The 18,736-nt window shown below is 65.8% G+C and carries 20 protein-coding genes; 12 read left to right on the forward strand and 8 right to left on the reverse strand.

From position 1 onward, the window contains the following. Positions 1-181: 181 nt before the first annotated feature. Positions 182-1,150, reverse strand: a complete 969-nt coding sequence (locus DM816_RS03670) for an inorganic phosphate transporter (RefSeq protein ID WP_117208619.1) — start codon at positions 1,148-1,150, stop codon at positions 182-184. Positions 1,151-1,503: 353 nt separating this feature from the next. Between DM816_RS03670 and DM816_RS03675 the strand changes: the two genes are divergently transcribed. Genes DM816_RS03675 through DM816_RS03695 form a run of 5 tightly spaced genes read left to right on the forward strand, consistent with a single transcriptional unit; the run spans position 1,504 to position 6,325 of the window. After that, on the forward strand, positions 1,504-2,481 hold the full coding sequence (locus DM816_RS03675; protein ID WP_117208620.1) for a hypothetical protein: 978 nt from the start codon (positions 1,504-1,506) through the stop codon (positions 2,479-2,481). A gap of 10 nt (positions 2,482-2,491) precedes the next feature. Next, positions 2,492-3,283 carry an ArsI/CadI family heavy metal resistance metalloenzyme gene (locus DM816_RS03680; RefSeq protein ID WP_162907071.1) on the forward strand — a complete coding sequence of 264 codons (792 nt, stop codon included), beginning with the start codon at positions 2,492-2,494 and terminating at the stop codon, positions 3,281-3,283. Continuing rightward, entirely contained in the window at positions 3,280-4,170 is an 891-nt protein-coding gene (arsM, locus tag DM816_RS03685; protein WP_117208622.1) for an arsenite methyltransferase, read from the forward strand. Before DM816_RS03680 ends, arsM begins: the two co-directional genes overlap by 4 nt. Beyond that, positions 4,167-5,261, forward strand: coding sequence for a GTP-binding protein (locus DM816_RS03690; RefSeq protein WP_211588533.1), 1,095 nt, complete (start codon positions 4,167-4,169; stop codon positions 5,259-5,261). Before arsM ends, DM816_RS03690 begins: the two co-directional genes overlap by 4 nt. Then, positions 5,258-6,325 carry a methyltransferase domain-containing protein gene (locus DM816_RS03695; RefSeq protein ID WP_117208623.1) on the forward strand — a complete coding sequence of 356 codons (1,068 nt, stop codon included), beginning with the start codon at positions 5,258-5,260 and terminating at the stop codon, positions 6,323-6,325. The genes DM816_RS03690 and DM816_RS03695 overlap by 4 nt, the downstream gene beginning before the upstream one ends. Positions 6,326-6,396: 71 nt before the next feature. Here DM816_RS03695 and phnD (DM816_RS03700) read toward each other — a convergent pair whose 3' ends face one another. Together phnD (DM816_RS03700) and DM816_RS03705 are read right to left on the reverse strand one after the other, a co-directional pair. Beyond that, a complete protein-coding gene (phnD, locus tag DM816_RS03700) occupies positions 6,397-7,305 on the reverse strand; it encodes a phosphate/phosphite/phosphonate ABC transporter substrate-binding protein (protein WP_162907072.1) in 909 nt (302 codons plus the stop codon). Positions 7,306-7,717: 412 nt separating this feature from the next. Further along, entirely contained in the window at positions 7,718-8,086 is a 369-nt protein-coding gene (locus tag DM816_RS03705) for a metalloregulator ArsR/SmtB family transcription factor (RefSeq protein WP_117208625.1), read from the reverse strand. 76 nt (positions 8,087-8,162) lie between these two features. On the opposite strand from DM816_RS03705, the gene DM816_RS03710 reads away from it, so the two are divergent. After that, on the forward strand, positions 8,163-8,495 hold the full coding sequence (locus DM816_RS03710) for an ArsR/SmtB family transcription factor (protein WP_117208626.1): 333 nt from the start codon (positions 8,163-8,165) through the stop codon (positions 8,493-8,495). An 80-nt stretch (positions 8,496-8,575) separates the two neighbouring features. Continuing rightward, a complete protein-coding gene (locus DM816_RS03715; protein WP_117208627.1) occupies positions 8,576-8,941 on the forward strand; it encodes an ArsR/SmtB family transcription factor in 366 nt (121 codons plus the stop codon). Here DM816_RS03715 and DM816_RS03720 read toward each other — a convergent pair. The 5 genes from DM816_RS03720 to DM816_RS03740 form a co-directional block, all read right to left on the reverse strand. Further along, positions 8,896-9,402 (reverse strand): flavin reductase family protein, encoded by a 507-nt coding sequence (locus DM816_RS03720; protein ID WP_117208628.1) that lies wholly within the window; start codon positions 9,400-9,402, stop codon positions 8,896-8,898. The genes DM816_RS03715 and DM816_RS03720 overlap by 46 nt on opposite strands. Positions 9,403-9,428: 26 nt before the next feature. Continuing rightward, complete coding sequence (locus DM816_RS03725; RefSeq protein WP_117208629.1) at positions 9,429-10,010, reverse strand: mycothiol-dependent nitroreductase Rv2466c family protein; 582 nt, start codon at positions 10,008-10,010, stop codon at positions 9,429-9,431. Between the two features lie 45 nt (positions 10,011-10,055). Then, positions 10,056-11,165: an LLM class flavin-dependent oxidoreductase gene (locus DM816_RS03730; RefSeq protein WP_117208630.1), complete on the reverse strand. Its 1,110-nt coding sequence runs from the start codon at positions 11,163-11,165 to the stop codon at positions 10,056-10,058. Between the two features lie 103 nt (positions 11,166-11,268). Further along, complete coding sequence (locus DM816_RS03735) at positions 11,269-11,970, reverse strand: hypothetical protein (protein ID WP_117208631.1); 702 nt, start codon at positions 11,968-11,970, stop codon at positions 11,269-11,271. After that, entirely contained in the window at positions 11,967-13,247 is a 1,281-nt protein-coding gene (locus tag DM816_RS03740) for an aminotransferase class V-fold PLP-dependent enzyme (protein ID WP_162907073.1), read from the reverse strand. The genes DM816_RS03735 and DM816_RS03740 overlap by 4 nt, the downstream gene beginning before the upstream one ends. Positions 13,248-13,368: 121 nt before the next feature. Between DM816_RS03740 and DM816_RS03745 the strand changes: the two genes are divergently transcribed. The 5 genes from DM816_RS03745 (at position 13,369) to phnD (DM816_RS03765) (ending at position 18,674) form a co-directional block, all read left to right on the forward strand. Beyond that, positions 13,369-13,725, forward strand: a complete 357-nt coding sequence (locus DM816_RS03745) for an ArsR/SmtB family transcription factor (protein WP_117208633.1) — start codon at positions 13,369-13,371, stop codon at positions 13,723-13,725. 224 nt (positions 13,726-13,949) lie between these two features. After that, positions 13,950-14,390, forward strand: a complete 441-nt coding sequence (locus DM816_RS03750; protein WP_117208634.1) for a hypothetical protein — start codon at positions 13,950-13,952, stop codon at positions 14,388-14,390. Between the two features lie 85 nt (positions 14,391-14,475). Continuing rightward, the gene (locus tag DM816_RS03755) at positions 14,476-16,521 is read left to right on the forward strand and encodes a molybdopterin-containing oxidoreductase family protein (protein WP_281274288.1); all 2,046 of its coding nucleotides are present in this window, start codon (positions 14,476-14,478) and stop codon (positions 16,519-16,521) included. A 109-nt stretch (positions 16,522-16,630) separates the two neighbouring features. Further along, on the forward strand, positions 16,631-17,659 hold the full coding sequence (locus tag DM816_RS03760; protein ID WP_117208636.1) for a hypothetical protein: 1,029 nt from the start codon (positions 16,631-16,633) through the stop codon (positions 17,657-17,659). Between the two features lie 103 nt (positions 17,660-17,762). Next, complete coding sequence (phnD, locus tag DM816_RS03765; protein WP_117208637.1) at positions 17,763-18,674, forward strand: phosphate/phosphite/phosphonate ABC transporter substrate-binding protein; 912 nt, start codon at positions 17,763-17,765, stop codon at positions 18,672-18,674. The last annotated feature ends 62 nt before the right edge of the window (positions 18,675-18,736 follow it).

Consider the following 18,736-nt stretch of genomic DNA (forward strand, 5'->3'; position numbering starts at 1 on the left):
ATCAGGTGCTTATAGGGGCGGCCCGTGAAGGATCTACCGGATTTAATAACGACCGCGGCGGCTTGGCCGTCGCGGCCTACTCATCATAACGTCAGGCTGCGCTCGCGAAGTACTTGAACGTGCCGCCCATCCACTCGGGCGCACACCTCGCGCCCCGTGCCGATGCCGACGGTTGTCGTGACTACTTGGCAATCCACATGGCCGCAGCTGCGACGGCGGCGCCCCAGAATGGGGTGACGAGCCAGGCGATGGCGAAGTCCCGCAACGTCTTTCCGGACAGGCGACTGAAGTTGAATCCCGCCGTGCCGGCAATGCTGCCGGTGGACACCTGGGTCGTGGTCATGGGCAGGGCATAAAGGCCACCGAGGCCGACGAGGGACGCGGTGGTGAGGTTGGCGGTAAACCCGTCGTAGTGGCTCAGCTTGATGACGTTGTCCCCGAGGCGCCGGGCGACGCGGATGCCGAGCAGCGATCCCGCGGTCATGGCGATGGCGACGAGAAGGCTGACGGTCTCGGCCGAATATCCGGCGGGTATGAGAGCGAATCCGCCGATCGCGGCGATCTTTGGCGTGTCGTTGAGGCCGCGGGCACCGCTCGTGGCGCCGGAGGAAATCCAGTGCAGCACATCAATTATCTTCCGTTTGCCATTGCCGTTGGCGGCGCGGGCGGCCCCACGCCTTGCCAGCGGCCTGATCGCATAAGCCAGGGCCAGAGAAATGAGGTAGGCGACGAATACGGAGACAAGCAGCGGGGTGAGGACCTTCTGAATGAGCCCCTGCCATTGCACCGCCGACGCGTCGATGACGAGTCCGGCGCCGACCAAGGAACCCACTACGGCGTGGGTGGTCGACACGGGCAGCTTCGTGATCGTTGCGAGCGTGACCCAGGACGTCGCTCCGATGAGGACAGCCAGTGCAAACGCGTTGGTGGGCTTGCCCGTGAAGATGCCCGAAGAAAAGAGCTTGCCCATGCTCCGTCCTAATTGGATCGACAGCAGAGCGCCGACAGCGGTGGTGACCGTTCCCCACAGGATCGCGGTGCGGTAAGCGGTCACGCCTGCGCCGGCCAGGGTGGCCACGCCTTTGGAAACGTCATTGGCCCCGTTGGCAATCGCCAGCCCCACCAGCATGATCAGAATGACGATAGTCATCCACTCAGTGTTCAGTCAAACGTAAGCCAGTCAAGATTGACTGCCGTCCAGCTTTTTGTACCCCAGCGCCGGCCTGCGAGAATTCTGGTTGGAAGTACGCTGAATTAGAAGCCCGTCGAACCACCGGCCATGGCGGCACTCGGTGCTCGGCCCACAGCAAAAATCTTGATGGGAACACCGATGCCCCCTTCGCCGGCACCCTGTTTGGGTAAGTATCTAATTAGGCCAACATCAATTGTCATTCCCTCGTACAGCCTTGACGCGCTCGGTCAATTAGACGACCATAAAATTTGAGCCACATCTAAGTACGGCTCTTTTGTGGATCCCACCATCCCATCGAGGAGACCTGGACCATGAGTTTCCAACCGCAAACCATCGAGCGTGACCTGCGGCTCTTCACCACTCACGGCCTTCTCACCCAGCACGAGGCCGCGCAGGTTCAAGAGATGGTCACCGACAATTTCGCCTTCGCGGCCGCGATGGGCAACGCTGAGTCCATCCACGTGCACGTCAACGCCGAGCAGATCGAGGGTCTGCCGGGCGAAGACGCGCTGCGGGCCGCCTGCCGCGAGTCGCATGGTGACGACCGGGAGCGCAAATTCATTTTCGACTCCGGCCTCAACGTCATTTTCGCGCTCGACCCGACGGCACAAGACGAATTCATCCCCGGCGCGGTCACGCGCCAGAAGCCCTACGTGGATCACGTCGGCATCGACCTGCGCGACGAGACCGACGCCACCAAGGCGATCTTCGACGCGATTCCAGCCGCCGCAGCGAAGGCGGGCTGGCGTCACGTCGCCCAGGAAGGTCCGGTTCGGTGCTGCCACGTCGAAATGGGACCCAAGCACTGGGTCTACCCGCCGGAAGGCCCCACGGGCAACCGCCGGCCGATCGAGTTCGCCTTCGGCGAGCTCAAGCAGTCCGATGTCTACCTCGGCTGCGACTATCGCCCGATCGACCCCGCGCATCCGCTTGCCACCATGGCGACAGTCGCCAGTACGGTCGTGCAGCCGACCAAGGTGTACGTGTTCGAGGAATGCTCCTGCAACGTCAGCCCGTCCGAGGGTCTGGTCGCCGCGTTGAGCAGCCGCTATCCGGACGCCGACGTCCGCGCCTTCGACATGGCCAAGCCCGAGGGCCTGCTGCCGTTGCCACCCGCATTGTTCCTGGCCATCGAATCCAGCGGGTCATCCGCATTGCCCGCGCTCGTTGTCGACGGCCAGATCCGCACCCAGGGCTGGCTTCCCACGCCCGGCGACGCCCCGGCGATCGTCGAGCAACCCGGCCCCGCCTTGAAACCCGACGCCTGCTGCGCCACCAACTGCTGCTGAAGGAATGAGCATGGACATCGTCGTGTACGTAAGCAATGACACCGACCGCCAGCAGATCCTCGACCTGATCGGCACGACGACCGTGCCGGACGGCTCCTCGATCCGGGCGGTGAACCTCTACGGCGCCGAACTCGACGGCATTCCCGCCGTCGTGCTGCAAGTGATGCGCATCAAGCGATCGGGCACCATGCCGCTGACCGTAGTCGACGAGAAGCCCGTGCTGTCGGGCGAACTGCCCACCGCGCAGCATTTCCACGACTACCTCACCAACGGGGTGCAGGCCGCCGCGGGACTCGTCGACCGGGCGGACTCGGCCGTGGACTTCCCCACCGCCAGCCGGATGCACATCAGCATGTTCGTCAGCGACCTCAACGAATCGGTGAAATTCTACGAGGTGTTCTTCGGCCAGCCGCCCACCAAACACCTGCCCGACTACGCCAAGTTCGAGGTCCTTGAGCCGCCACTGATCATTTCGTTCAACCCCGACCGCAAGCCCACCGCCGGTGGCGCCGTCAACCACATGGGCGTCCAGGTGAAAAGCACCGACATCGTGATGGCCATGAAGGAGCGGTTCACCGCCGCCGGATTCCTGACCGATGAAGAGGTCGCGACACCGTGCTGCTACGCGGTACAAACAAAAATCTGGGTCGGTGACCCCGATGGCAACCGGTGGGAAATCTATGTGGTGACCGAGGCCGATGCCGATGAGGGCTGCGGCGTGGACTGCGCCTGCTACGCCGAGATCTCACCCAGCCGGGTTGCCGAGGGTCTCGACGAGTCGAAGATGCGGGTGTCACTGTGACAGCCGCGACTCCGCCCGCCAGCGACCTGCGCGCCGCGATTCAGCTCCGCTACGGCGGCCGGGCCGCGGCCCAGGTCGCCCTGGACGAACCGGCCGCGGCCGCGTGTTGCGGAACCGACACGTCTTGCTGCGCGCCCCGGCCCACCGGCGTGAATGCCTTCTCTGAAGACCTCTACGACCTTGAAACCCTTGATGGTGTACCGCTGAAGGCCGCGCTGGCCAGGCTGGGTTGCGCCAACCCGACCGCGGTGGCCGAGCTGCAGCCCGGCCAGATCGTCCTGGACCTCGGCTCGGGCGGGGGTCTCGACGCGCTGCTCGCCGCGCGGCGGGTTGGCCCGTCCGGCCAGGTGTATGGAGTGGACATGACCGACGAGATGCTATCGCTGGCCTGGCGCAACGCCGCCGAGGCCGGGGTGGGCAACGTGTCGTTCCTCAAGGGCGACATCGAACACGTGCCCATGCCGGACGCGTGCGTCGACGTGGTGATCTCCAACTGTGTGATCAACCTGGCCGCGGACAAGCGCAACGTGATCGCCGAGGCATGGCGTGTGCTCAAACCGGGTGGCAAGTTCGCGGTCGCCGACGTCGTGATCCGCGGCGGCTTGCCGGAGAATTCGCCGTTCTCCGACGCGTTGCGCCAGGACCTCTACGCCTGGGGCAGTTGCGTCGCGGGCGCACTGTCCGATGTGGAATATCTGGCGATGCTTACCGCCCAGGGTTTCACGGGCGCCCGGGTCGACGTGCTGCGCGGGCACACCGCGAGCGACCTGTTCCCGTCGGGCCTGCCCGACTACGCCACCCTGGAGCCGGCGGAGACCGTCAACGCCATTTTGGAGCGGTTCGCCAGCGCGGTCGTGCACGCCGACAAGCCCGGGGGTGTCACGTGATCCGGTTCATCGCACTTTCCGGATTTCTCGGCGCCGGCAAGACCACAACCATGACCACCGCCGCTCAACAGCTGCGCGAGCGCGGCCACCGGGTGGTGGTGATCACCAACGATCAAAGCGATGACCTCGTCGACACGGCCATGGCCGGACCCGGCGCCGGCGAGGTGACGGGCGGATGCTTCTGTTGTCGGTTCGAAGACCTCTATGCGGTCACCAACCGGCTCGTCGCCGAACACGACGCCGACGTGGTCATCGCCGAGTCCGTGGGCTCGTGCACCGATCTGACGGCGACCGTGATCCGCCCGATGGCCGAGTTGTACGGTGAGCGGTTCCGGGTCGCTCCACTCACGACAGTGGTTGACCCGCTGCGCTATCTGCGGTTGCTTCCAGACCTTGAGCGCGGCCCGGCGGGCACCGATCTGGCCTACCTGTTCGGCCGGCAGCTCGAAGACGCGGCAGTGATCGGGCTGAACAAGACCGATCTGCTGGAGCCCGACGAGGTTGCCGAGATCCTCCGCTCGCTGCGCGACCGCTATCCCCGGGCCACCGTCGTCCCCTACGCAGCCGGGCGCGGGGACGTGTCGGGTCTGCTGGGCGCCTGGTCGGCCGAGCACATCGACACCGGCGTGGACCTCGACGTCGACTACGGGCGCTACGGGGTCGCCGAGGCGAAACTGGCCTGGCTCAACCAAACCCACGACGTGCGCACGGCGGCCGGTTTCCGCCCCGCCGCTTGGGCCCGCGACGTGCTGCACGCGCTCGCTGCGCGGTGCCGCGCGGCCGGATACGTCGTCGGCCACGTCAAAATCATGATGATGAACGGTGATCAGCCGCTGGCGAAGGCCAGCCTGATCGACGCGGACCGGCCGCCGATCGTGGACCTCGACCTCACCATTCGGGTCGAGGCCGCACGGGCCGTGGTCAACGCCCGGGTGCAATGCGAGCCCGCCGACCTCGAACGGCTGGTCGCCGAGGCGGTCGCGGAAAGCAGCCGGGGCCTGCAGGCCGAGCGGTGCGACGACCGGAGTTCGTTCAAGCCCGGCCAGCCTAACCCCACCCACCGGATTCTCGTTGCCGCGGAGTCGTCATGACGGCACCCAATCTCGACCGTGCGGTCCGCGACCGCTACACCGCCGCCTCGCAGGAGTTCGAGCCGGGCCTGTGCTGCCCGGTGGACTACGACCCGCAATTCCTGCGGGCGATCCCACAGGAGGTGCTCGAACGCGACTACGGCTGCGGTGATCCGGTGTCGCATGTGCGTCCGGGCGAGCGGGTGCTCGACCTCGGCAGCGGCGCGGGCAAGGTCTGTTTCATCGCCGCGCAGATCGTCGGAGCGACCGGCTCGGTGATCGGTGTCGACGTCAATGACGACATGCTGGCACTTGCCCGCTCTGCACGGGCTCCGGTGGCCGCCGCGCTCGGCTACGGGAACGTCGAGTTCGTGAAGAGCCGCATCGAGGATCTGGCCTTGGATCTGGAATTCCTCGACCGGCACCTGGCCCGGCACCCGGTGGGCAGCAGCACGGCGCTGGACGATCTGGCCGAGCTGACAGATCGGATGCGCCGCGATTCCCCGCTGATCCCGGACGCGAGCATCGACGTGGTGATCTCCAATTGCGTCCTCAACCTCGTGACCACGGAACGCAAACGCGATATGTTCGCCGAACTGGCCCGCGTGCTGCGCCCCGGCGGCCGCGCGGTCATCAGCGATATCGTCGCAGACGTCGATGTGCCGCAAGCGATGCGCGCCGACCCGCACCTGTGGTCGGGCTGCTACTCGGGCGCCATGCGGGAGGACGAGTTCTTCGCCGGTTTCCTCAACGCCGGGCTGACCGGGCTGCGGGTCCTCAAGCGGGAGGACCGGCCATGGGAGACGGTCGGTGAGGTGACGTTCCGATCGGTCACCATCGAGGCGCACAAGCCCGCTGCGCCGCCGCCGTTGGACGGCGCGATCACGGCCACCTATCTCGGCCCGTTCGCCCGGGCCCGGATAGACACCGGACTGGAACTTCCCCGGGGGCTACCGGTCCGGCTGGGAGGAACCGATCTCGCAGCGGTCCTCACCGGCGCCTACCGCGATTACGTCCAGCTGACCGACGCCTCCGGGCTAGGCCTGCCGGCCCCGGTAGCTTGCGGGCCGAGCGGATGTTGCTGAACACCGCGCCGCTTCGGCGTGAAGCGTTGCCCTGCCGAAGGATCCTTCGACAGGGCAACGCCTCGTGCGTGCTATTTCCCGATCGGGCCGCAAGCCTCGACTTTCGCGGCTTTGCAGGCGTCCCAGATCACCTGGTAATAGGAGTGCTCGACCGGCAGGTAACCGTAGTCGCGATTGGACGAGATCAGGCAGGCGTCGCCCGTGCACCAACCCTTGGCGGCCAAGTATTCGGCGTTGATTTTCAAGGTGGCGGTACGGATTTTGTCCCGCAGGTCCTGCGGCAGTTTGCTGCGCATCACCACCGGCGAGTGCGGTGCCTGCATCTTCCAGAAGCTGGTCAGCTGGTCGCGGGTGACATCGCCGGTGCGCACGGCGTTGTCGAGCTGGGCGTCGGCGACGAGGCCGACCTGGCAGTCTCCTTTGACGACGGTGCGCGGGATGGTGTTGCCGGCCGGCACGGTCAGCCGCTTGTAGTCCCGGTCGAGTTTCAGCCCCGCCTTTTCGAATTCGAAAAGCGGCAGCAACGTCGAGGTGGAGGCCGGGTCGGGGAAGCAAACCGTCTTGCCGCGGAAGTAGTCGATGCCACCGGTGGCGTTTGCCGAAGCAGGGGCGATGCCGAGAATGGTGTAACCGGGTGGGTCGCCCTTTTGGTGCTGCAGCAGTCCGGCCGGCTCGATCTTCGCACCGTTCTGCACGGCGAGCGCGTAGGAGAACGCACCGAGCTGTGCCATGTCCACGGTGCCACTGATCAGGGCCTCGATCACGCCCGCATAGTCGGCGGCCTGGAACGTCTCCACCTTGATCCCGACCTCTTCGGACAGTGCCCGAACGAACAGCCCGTAGTGGGACTGGAAGCTGTTGGCCTCCCCCGCCGGCACCGCGGCGAAAATGATCTTTTCCGGCCAGCCGCTCGAAGTCGTGGCCGCGGTCTCTTTCCCACAGCCGGACACGGCCGCCACCAGGGCCAGCGCCGCAAGCACCCGCGCAACCATCTCAGGCCCCGGATACGGCGCAGGCGCCTGAGGCGGGAACGATTTCCAGCTTTGATGTCATGCCGAGCCTCCAACGATTCAACAATGTTCACTCAGATCATGAAGATACATTGATGATACAAAGCTCTGCGATGCCAATGACGCGAAGGCGACTTAGGGCGACAGCATCCACGAAGGACGCTCCAGCGGGGCACAAAAGCCCATGATCTGGCCATGACGGGGATTGACTGACCCAGGCAACAAATTAGATGATGGCAAAAATTTGTCGCTATCTAACTAACCTTGGGTGCCGAAAGATGTGCGGGGTGTATTGGGGGCAGGAATGGTGATCTTTCAACCCGATCTCAACCAGACTGGCGCAGGGCGTGCTGCGCGGCATCGTGAAGCAAGTGGGCTTTCGTCAACGCGCGGCGCTCAGGGCCGGGGTGGCGAAGAAGCAGCTCAGATTGGCCAGCATGGGCTGACTGACCCGGTAATAGACCCACGTCGCCCGCCGCTGCGACTCGACCAGGCCGGCCTCACGCAAAACCTTGAGGTGAAACGAGATCGTGGGCGCGGTGACGTCAAACTTTTCGGTCAGATCGCAAACACAGACCTCGCCGACCCCATGGGAGGCGATCAGCGACAGCAGCCGCAACCGGACCGGATCAGACAGCGCCTTGAAGACCCTAGCCATGTCCGTGGCTTCGGCCGGGGTCATCGCATCCGCCGCCAACGGCGTGGTGCCGCACGGCTCCGCGAGTATCAACTGGCTCTTCACCTGCGCCATGCTTCCTATCATGACTGGCGGGAACTAGGGATGCAAACATGTCGTTTGCCAGCCATCCATCTGCTGGGCGGCCGTCATGGTTGACCAGACCATACCCCCACTGTCGCAACGGCCTTTGGACTCTGCCACCGCCGGCGACCTCGCCCAGGCGTTCAAGGCTCTCGGCGACCCTGTTCGGCTTCAGATACTGTCCCGCATCACCTCCGCCGACGGTGGCGAGGTTTGCGTCTGCGACATGCGTCCAGGGTTCGACCTGACCGGGCCGACCATTTCCCACCACCTCAGGTTGCTGCGCGAAGCGGGCCTCATCGACGGGCAACGCCGCGGCACCTGGGTTTACTACCGGCCCAGACGCGAACGCCTTGCAGTTCTGGCGGCACTGCTCGCCGTCACCCCAGCACTCGGCTGACTCCGGCCAACCGCACGGCCACCTCAGCGCTATCGCGCCTGGGGTGGCTCACCGCACCGTACCGACAGGAGAACGACACCGTGACCGCACTCGCCGAGCCCACCGGCACCGCCCCGCCAACCGAACCGCTCACCGTCGCCGACCTTGCGCTGGTCTTCAAGGCCCTCGGCGACCCGGCCAGGCTACAGCTCCTGTCCATGATCGCATCGGCTGCCGGGGGCGAGGTCACCGTGTGCGATCTGAAACCCGCCTTCTACCTGACCGCAGCGACCATCTCACACCACTTGAAGCTGCTGCGCGAGGCGGGCCTCATCGACGGACGCAGGCAGGGCACCTGGGTCTATTACCGGGCGATCCCGCAACGGCTGCAACAGGTGTCCACCTTGCTCAGTCGATCGTCTCACACCGGTCTCGCGGTGACCGGTTGCTCGCCCGTGGACCAGTAGTCGCGCCGGTGGAACACCAGCGGTGCGCCACCTTGCAAGGTGTCGTACCGCAGCACGCGCCCGATGATCAGCTCGTGGTCTCCGGCCGGGTGGCTGCCATGATGGGCGCAGTCCAGGTATGCCACGGCTCCGCTGATGATGGGTGATCCGCCCGGGGACAGGCGCCAGTCCACATTGGAGAACTTGGCCGGGCCGGGTGTGGCCAGGATCTTGCTGATGTGGGCCTGATCGGCGGCGAGAATGCTCACGGCGAACCCGGGCGCGGCGGCGATGTGCGGCCAACTGGTGGAGGTGTGTGCCACGCCGAAGCCGATCAGCGGCGGCTCCAGCGACACGGAGAAGAACGAGCCTGCGGCCAGACCGACGGGCTGCCCGGCCGACAGAGCGGTGATGGCTACTACCCCAGTGGGAAAGTGGGCCAGCAGATCCCGAAAGCTGCCGGCCGCAGGCGTTGAGGACATGACGGTTCCTTGACGGGTTGGCCTTCTCAGGCGCGGCCGCGGGTGACTTCGTAGAAGTAGGGTGCGGCGGCCAGGCGGCTGATGGCGTCATACAGCTCGCCCGCCTCCTGCTGCGGGGGGACCTCGGCCAGCACGGGGCCCTGGACACCGCGTGCGGCGCCGGGGAATTCGATGACGGGCGTGCCGATGTCGGGACCGGCGGAGCCGATCGCATATTGGGTTTGCTCTTTGATGTACTCGTCGTAGGACTCGTCATCGAATGCGGCGAAATACTTCTTGGCACCGGCGGTTTCGGCGGCGGTTTCGATCAGGGCACGGCTCATCGGCTGGCCCTGCTCGTGTGCGGCGGTGCCGATGGCGGTCCAGAAGCCGGTGAGCTCACTGGTGGCGTCGACCTGCGCCAGCGCGCTGGCCACCCGTAGACCCCGATGTGAGTTGTCCAGCATGTCCGCCCAGTCGGGGTTGATGTCCTTGCCGTACAAGACTTTGAGGCTGAACGGGCGCCAGGCGACGGTGAACCCACGCTGACCGGCCGCATCCAGCAGCCAGCGGGAGGCACGCCAGGACCAGTAGCAAGCTGGGTCGAACCACAGGGTGACGGTGGACATGGACGCGAAACTCCTTGCTTCGGTGGTGATTTTGATGTCTGTGGATCAGGACGTGGCGCTGGGCTGGAGTGCCGCCTTGACAGCCGGCGCGACGTGTTCACCGAACAAGCGCATGGACCGGTTGCTCGCGTCGAAGTCAAGACCGCCGAACTGGAACCAGCCCTGGAACATGTCGACTCCGGCCTTGGCCTTGTCCAGGAGCTGCTCGGTGCACTGCTGCGGGGTGCCGAAGATGATCCGCCCCGCATCGACCGCGGCGTCGAACGGCAGCCGGGTGATTTTGTCGAACCACGCCTTGTGGTCCTCGTATCCCTTGTCCACCTGTGTGCTGCTGCTGATCATCACGGACGCCTCATGGCCGGCGTTGAGCCACGCCTCCAGGTGAGCCTGTCCGTAGGTGCGCGCCTCCTCCTCCGTTTCGGCGACGAAGATGTGCTGCAAGGTCCCGTATTTGCCGCACGGCCGGTCGGGGTGGGCGGAGGCCCATTCTTCGCGATAGATGGCCGCCGTGCGGGTCGTGTCGGCGGTGTCCAGGAAGGCCGTGCACAGGTTGACGCCAAGCCGGGCGGCCTTGCGGATGGACTTCTCGCTGATGCCCGCCATCCAAATCGGAGGATGCGGAAGCTGAGTGGCCTCCGGGATCAGCGCGACCCCCTCGCCGTGCCACGGTCCGGTCGAGTACTCACTGGCGCCGCCCTCGGCAAGCAGCTGGCGGACCAGCGCGAAGCTCTGGTCGAACAGGATTTCGCTCTCGGCACGCTGCACGCCGAACCCGGCCTGCTCGTGCCCGGCCAGCCCGCGGCCGAGCCCGATCTCCAGGCGCCCACCGGTGAGCACGTCGAGCATGCGAATCTCCTCGGCCACCCGCACCGGGTGATACAGCGGGAGATTGAGGGTCATCGCGCCGAGCCGGATACGGCTGGTCAGTTGCGACATGGCAGCGATCATCAGGTGGGGCGAGGGCACGAGCTGGAAGCCGGCATTGAAGTGATGCTCGGTCAGAAAGTAGGTGTCCAGCCCGACCTGGTCGGCGAGCTGTGCCTGCTCCAAGGTGTGCTGGTAGGCGGCCGAATGCGGGTATTTGCCGTCCACGGGCCGCCACGCGGAGGCACCGTCGGCGGTGGCGGAGGTGATGTCGTACACGGTGAACTGCACAGGTGGCTCCTGGTTTGCGGGGCATGCTCGCGCCCGGCGGCAGCGCGGTGCCGCCGGTGCTGCAGGCGATGTTGTCGTGGCTCGGAACTCCCGGCGGCCGCTACTACGGCCGGGTCGAGAGGGTGATCAGCTGTGGGGCACGGGTCGCGTTGACCTTGGGCACCAGCCTGGCCAAGGGGTGCACGGGATCGATGGGCCGGTAGTCGCAGCCGTTGTCCTCGGCGACGACCTCCAACTCGCCGAAGGCGAACTCGATCGGCCTGCCGAAACCATCCGGCCCGTCGGGCGGATAGAGCCAGCTCTTTTCCGGCACCTCGCATGAGCAGCCGCGCACCGGCTCATTAGGCCCGCCCTGGCGCACATGCCGCCATCCGGCCGCGGTCCCCTTGCCCGGCAATGCGTCATAGATGGCGCGGCTGTGCTCGCTGTCCTCACGCAGATCGATGCCCAGGTGGTCGACGAACGGCAGATCGCGTGTGACGGCACCGGGAATGAGGTCTTCCTCGGCGATCGGGCCGCTGGTGAAGATCACCCCGAGGCCGCCCGGGAAGGAGAACTTGTGGAAGTTCTTCATGGTGCGCTGGCTGGTGACGCCCTGGGCGGCGATCTTGGCCACCGGCAAGGCGGTCACGTCGTCGCACTTGATTTGGACGTGAATCGACTCGGCGATGCTCAGGGCATCGGCGAACACAAATCCGGGCTCGAACAGCGAGGCGATCAGCGCCTGCTCGTCAGCGGAGATGAAACCCTCGCTGCGGAAAAATTCAAGCGGCGCCAGGGATTGCGCGGTTGGCTGGCTGCTCATCGTTGTCCCTTCGTCTCGGCGGCCAACTCGGCCACGGCGTCGAGCAGTCGGCTGACCTCTTCGGCGGTGTTGTAGACATAGAGGCTGGCGCGCACGTTGCCGGCGCGGTTGTCTTCCTCGTGCAGCTCGTTGAAGAAGTAGTTCAGCGCGCAGTGCTGCCCGGCGCGCACGGCCACACCGTAGCGGTCGTTGAGCAGCTGCCCGACCTCGGCGAAATCGCGCCCCACGATATTGAACGAGACCACCGCGACCCGGTCGGCCGGATCGGCCGGCCCGTAGACCTCGACGCCGTCGATGGCCGACAGGCCGGAGAGCAACTGCTGCATCAGCTGGTGCTCGTGGGCGGCGATGTTGTCCAGCCCGATGCCGTTGAGGTAATCGATGGCGGCGGCCAGGCCCAGAGCTTCGGCGATCGGCGGGGTGCCCGCCTGCCACTTGTCGGGCAGGGTGGTGAACGAGCAGTCCGACAGCACACACCCGTCGAGAGTCGGTGCGGCGCAAGCGGTGGTGTCGATGGTGCCCCCGCCCAGCACGCCCGGCACCAGGCTGATGGCGTGCTCGCGGCGGATGTAGAGCACGCCGATGCCGGTGGGGCCGAGCATCTTGTGACCGGAGAAGGCCAGGAAGTCGCAGTTGAGCTTGGTGACATCGAGGCGCAGGTGCGGCGCGGACTGAGCGGCGTCGATGAGGAACAGGATGCCGCGCTCGCGGCAGATCTGGCCGATCTGCTCCACCGGGGCCCGGTTGCCCAGGATGTTGGTCACGTGGGCAAGGGTCACCAGCTTGGTGCGCTCGGAAAGCAGGCTGCGGAACGTGTCGAGGTTGAACTCGCCGTCTCGGGTTGCGTTGAACCACCGCACCTTCACACCGTGCTTGTTGGACAGCCGCATCCACGGCGCCATGTTGGAGGTGTGCTCCAGATTGGACAGCACGATTTCGTCACCGGGCTCGAAGTCGAGCGTCGCGGCCACCAGATTGATCGCCGTGGTGGTGTTGGACGTCAGCACGATCTCCTCAGGCGACGCGTTGAGGAACCGTGCGATCGTGGTCAGCGAGTCGTCGAAACGCTGGGAAGCCCGCATCGACAGGTCGTAGGATCCGCGGTGCACGTTGGCGCGGAAGCTGGTGTAATAGTCGGTCATCGCTTCGATGACCGATAGTGGCGTCAGCGAGGATGCGACGCTGTCAAAGTAGGCCACCGCGTCGGAGACGGTGGGAAAGTCGCGGCGCACGGCGTGCACATCGAAAGCCGTGACGAGCTCCTGCGGAGAGGTCATAACCACATCTTGACACTCGCAGCCGCAGCTTTCAATAGCCGATGTCAATATCATTTTCCATGACTTGTATTATCAGCGAATGTTGTTGTTATGAGCCGCCGCGATCTGGTTGAATGAGCATATGACCGATGTGGTGCGGGTGGACGTGCTAGCCTCCCCTTCCCAGACCGCAGAGCAATGGGCGCCGGTGTTCAAGGCCCTGGGCGACCCGGTGCGCCTGGAGATTACCCTGCTTCTGGCGCAGCGCCCACGCAGTGTCAAAGAACTGCAAGAGGCACTGGGGCACAACCAGGCGCTGGTGAGCCATCACCTACGGCTGCTGCGCGAGCAGGGCGTTGTCACCAGCGTCGCCCGAGGGCGCAGCAACGTCTACGAGATTCAGATCGACCCCCTGTCGTGCCTTACGCAGTGCCTGATCTCGATGACCAGTCCCTATGGCCCCGCGTGCACCTGCCCGCAAGAGCCTGCCGAAAGCTGACAGTCCCCTCGCGCGCACCTCATGCATGCCCAAGGCGATCGACGAAAAGCCGACAATCGCATATGGCCTGCCGCCGTTACTGTAGGTAATTGGTTGATGCACTTATTCGCCTTGCGGGCGGCGGATAGCATCGGGCAGTCTTGCTAACATCAGCGTCTCTTGATGCTGCATAGATGCAACTTTGTCGTTTCCCGCCTGATTCTGGCCTGACCGGGGGAGCCCGCATGAGCACGCCACAGTTTTCACTGCAAGTCACCGATGTGTCCGCCGGATGCAAGCCATCCGATTGCGCTCCGGCCGATGCGGCCGTGTCCGCAGTGTCGACCGATGCGTCGCAGGCGTGCGAGGCGCCGGCCGACGAGTCCAAGGGACTCATCGTTTATGTCAACGACACCGCGGAGAGCACGCAGGCTCTGTCCACTTTCGACCGGCTGGACAACCCGCCGGACTGCTGCCGGATGCGCACCCGCCAACTGACCGATTCCGACGCAGGCCTGCCCGAGGTGGTGGCAAAGGTGGCCGCGCACATGGGCTCCTGGCCGCTGCCGCTGACCGTCGTGGATGGACATCCGGTGGTCTCGCACCGGCTGCCGACCTTCGACGAGCTGGTGCGCCTGACCAATGGCAAGACCTACGGTCCGGCGCCGAGTCTGCTGCCGGAGTAGACACCTCGCCGAATTTTGTTCCCGGCCCGGGGTGCGTAATGCCCCGCTGCGGTCGCGGTTCCGCCTGGGGATGAGCGGACGATCAATGGGGGAAACCTTGCTGCGTAAGGTTATTGGTGCGTGCCCGCACGACTGTCCGGATCGGTGCAGTTGGGTGGTCACGGTGGAGGAAGAAACAGGCAAGGCGATCGCCTTGCAGGGCAATGCGAATCATCCACTGACCGCCGGGCGGCTGTGCGGCAAGGTGGCAGGCTATTTGGACGATCGGGTGTACAGCCGCCATCGGCTGACCACGGCGCTCAAACGCTGTGGCCCCAAAGGGTCCGGGCAGTTCACCCCGATCGGGTTGGCCGAGGCTCTGGACGAGGTCGCCGACCGGTTGGGCGCGGTGGCGGCGCAATACGGCCCGGAGGCGATCGTTCCGTTCAGTTACGAGGGCACACAAGGGCTGCTGCAGTCAAAGTCGATGAGCGAGCGCTTCTTTGCCCGGTTGGGCGCCACCGAGTTGGGCAAGACGATCTGCGGGCCGACCGGTGGCAAGGGAATCAATGCGGTCAACGGGACCAGCGTGGGCGTGCTGCCCGAAGACGCGATCCATTCCCGCTATGTCGTGGTGTGGGGCGCCAACCCGGTGGTCACCACCCAGCACCTGTGGCCGGTGATGCTCAAGGCCCGCGCCCGGGGCGCGAAGATCGTCGTCATCGACCCCGTGGCCACCCGCACCGCGAACGCGGCCGACTGGCACCTGGCCCCCCGGCCGGGCACCGACGCCGCGCTGGCCCTGTGCATCGCCCATGTCTTGATCGCCAAGGGCCTCACCGACGCGGAGTGGATTTCGCAACACACCACCGGCTACGCCGAACTGGCCGAGGCCGTGCAGGAGTTCACCGTCTGCCGCACCGCGCAGATCACCGGGCTCCGCGAGCAGGACATCGAAACGCTGGCCCTGGAGTATGGGACGGTCACGCCCTCGCTGATCCGGCTGCTGGTGGGCATGGAGCATCAGGCACACGGCGCCGCGGCGTATTCCGCGATCGCCTGCCTGCCGTCGCTGACCGGCGCCTGGCGCCATCACGGCGGCGGGATCGCATACCACACCTCACCGCATTTCATGAACGCCTTCAACATGGACGGGCTGAAGATGCCCCACCTGGCCCCGGGCCCGCGCCGGCAGATCAACATGGTGCGGTTGGGTCAGGCGCTGGTCGACCCCGACCTGGACCCGCCGGTGAAGGCCTTGTTCGTGCACGGTTCCAACCCCGCGGTGATCGTGCCCCGCCAACCGCTCGTGCGCCAGGGTCTGCAGCGCGACGACCTTTACACGGTGGTGCACGAGCACGTGCTCACCGATACCGCCCGCTACGCGGACATCGTTCTGCCCGCAACCACCCAGGTGGAACACCTCGACATCATGAAGTCGTGGGGGCACATCGATCTGACCCTCAATCTTCCCGCGGTCGCGCCACCGCCGGGCTGCATCGGTGTCACCGAGCTGTTCCGTCAGCTGGCCGCACGCATGGGCTTCACCGAGCCGTGTTTCGCCGACACCGACGAGCAGCTGCTGGCGACCGCCCTGGACTCCGACCACCCATACCTCGCCGGCATCACGGTCGAAAGCCTGCGGGCGCAAGGCTGGCAGCGACTGCGGCTGCCGCAACCATGGATCCCCTTCGCCAACGGCTTTCCCACACCCGATGGGCGTGCCCGGCTCAGCGCCGGTGCGGCTGCCGCCGCCACCACGACGCCCACCGGCCCATCCGACAACCGGTTTCCGTTGCGGCTGCTCAGCGTCAAGGGTCTGCATTCGATCAACTCCACCTACGCCGACACCGGCCGGGCGCAGCGGCGCGGTGGACCCTGGATCGACCTGCATCCCGATGACGCCGCACCACGCTCCATCGGACAAGGCGACCCGGTTTCCGTGCACAACCAGCACGGCAGCCTCACCTTTCAGGCACGCCTCACGTGCACCGTCCCGCCGGGCGTTGCCTCAGCCGTCTTCGGCGCCTGGAGCAACGGTGACGGGCCCGGCTGCGGGCCGTGCCTGAATCTGCTCACCGGTGACGAGCTGACCGAAGCGGGCGGCTCGTCCTATCAGGACACTTTCGTAGAGGTTGCCCGGCAATGGTGACGGGCATCCGACACCACATTGTTCGGTTGGATTGGCTCGCCGGGCTTGCCCGCCTCGCCCGGCGACCACTAGCCTCAACCAAAATCAATAACATCAAAAATTGTTGATAATGACCGTATTCGTGGGTGGGCGGGCGCCGCGACTTTCCCAGGAGGGGCTGAAGATTATGGTCTTCGATGTCGCGCAAGTAGAATCACAGCTGGAATACCTGACCGGCAGGCAGCTGCTGGGCCGCCGCGAGCCGGACCAGGTCCTGACGCTCATCGGCTCCGAATATGAACTGGCCCCGGCCGTGGCCGCAGCGGAATCGCTTCACGTGCACGTCAAGGTGGAAGACCTGGCCGACCTCCCACACTCGGAGCTCGGTGCTCGGGGCCAGTTGGAGCGGTGGAAGGCGCCGGGCTATGTCAAATACCGCCTGCTCGGTGGGATCAACATCATCTTCTCGTCGTTCCCGGTGGCGCAGGACGATCTCATCCGCGGGGCGGTCACCCTGCCGCGCCCGTTCGTGGACCACTTCGGCATCGACATGCGCCGCGAAGACACCGTGACCCGAAACCGGTTCGACGCCATACCGTCGATGGTGGAGGGCAGGGGCTGGCGCACGGTCAAGCAGGGTGGGCCCGGTCGGCCCGTCTACGGCGCGCACACCCAGGTCGCCGAGAAACACTGGGTTTTCGCGGCGGGTGGCGACGATTGGCATCGCCCGGTCGAGTTCGCCTTCGGTCAGCTGATCGTCAACGAGGAATACCTGGGCTGCGACCACCGGCCGATCGACCCGGCGCACCCGCTTGCCAACACCGCGCTGCCCTGGGAGGAGAGCCGCCGGTCGGCCCTGCCCGACGACATGAAGGGCATCGTGGTCTACGTGAAAAGCGCCGAGGAGCAACGCGATGCCGAGGCCGTGTTCGCGGGCCTTCCCGGCACCCCGATGCGCACCAGAATGCTCAGCAACGATCACCCCGAGGAGTTCCCGGACGTGGTGGTTGCGCTGTGGCTGCTCAAGGAATCGTGCCCGCTGCCGCTGACCGTGGTCGACGGCTATCCCGTGGTGACCCAGCGGGTGCCCACCGAAACCGAGGCCGTCCGATTCACCAGCGAGCCGGTGCTCGCCCCGGCGGCCGACGTCTTCGGATAGCAGCGTCGCCGAGCTGGCGTATTACCTCATCAATCCGCAAACAACGGTCCATATAGGAGCAGGAGTCGTGACTTCCCGGAGCCGGCTTAAGGTCCGGGCGGCGATGGCTGCCGCCCTTCTCGCCGCCGCAAGCGTGACCGCTTGCGGCAAAGGCGATTCCGGCCCTGCGTCGAGCGGCACGGGCTGGCCGGACAAGCTGGTCTTCGCCGCTGTGCCCAGTGGCGAGGCCAAGACGTTCGAGGCGCACTACGGCCTGTTCATCAATGCATTGTCCGAGGAGCTCGGGATCAAGATTGAGACGTTCCTGGCGGCCGACTACGCCGGGGTCATCGAAGCACTGATCGCCGACAAGGTCGACATCGCACAGCTCGGCGCGTTCTCCTACGCCCTGGCCGTCCAAAACGGTGCCAACGTCGAGCCGTCCGGCGTGCTGCATCACCGCAAGGGCGACAAGCCCGGTTACGTGATTCAGGGCATCGCGCCGGCGGCATCGCCAGTCAGCTCGTTGGAGGGGTTCCGCGGCAAGACCGTGTGTTTTCCCGACCCGGCCTCCACCACCACGTTGCTCCCGCTGTTCGAGTTCGCCAAGGCCAACATGGTGCCGGACAAGGACTTCAAGCGACTGACCGTCCCGGCCGGCACCGCGATCCCGCGCACCGTGAAGAAGGGCGACTGTGAGGTGGGGCTCGCCGCCGACGTGCAGATGGAGTCGGCCACCAAGGCCGGTGACATCGGCGCGGGCGACCTGAAGGTGTTCTGGACCATGCAGGCGCCCGGCTCGCCCATCGCGACCCGCACCGCCCTGCCGCAGGATCTGCGCGAGAAGATCAAGACTGCCGCGGTCAAAATCAACGCCGACTACCTTGCCGCAAAAGGCGTCTGCACCGGTGACAAGTGCCTGATCTCGTCCAACCGCGATTTCGGCTACCTGCCGGTCGAGCATTCCTACTACCAGATCATCTGGGACGCCTGCAAAGCCACCAAAGTCACCGCCTGCGGACCGCTGGCCAACTAGCCGCGGAGGCCGGTGCCGCCGCAGCCGGCCCCGACCGACCCTCGCACATTACGCGAAACGGA

The sequence above is a fragment of the Allorhizocola rhizosphaerae genome (assembly GCF_003426775.1).
In the GTDB taxonomy this organism is placed as follows: Bacteria; Actinomycetota; Actinomycetes; order Mycobacteriales; family Micromonosporaceae; genus Allorhizocola; species Allorhizocola rhizosphaerae.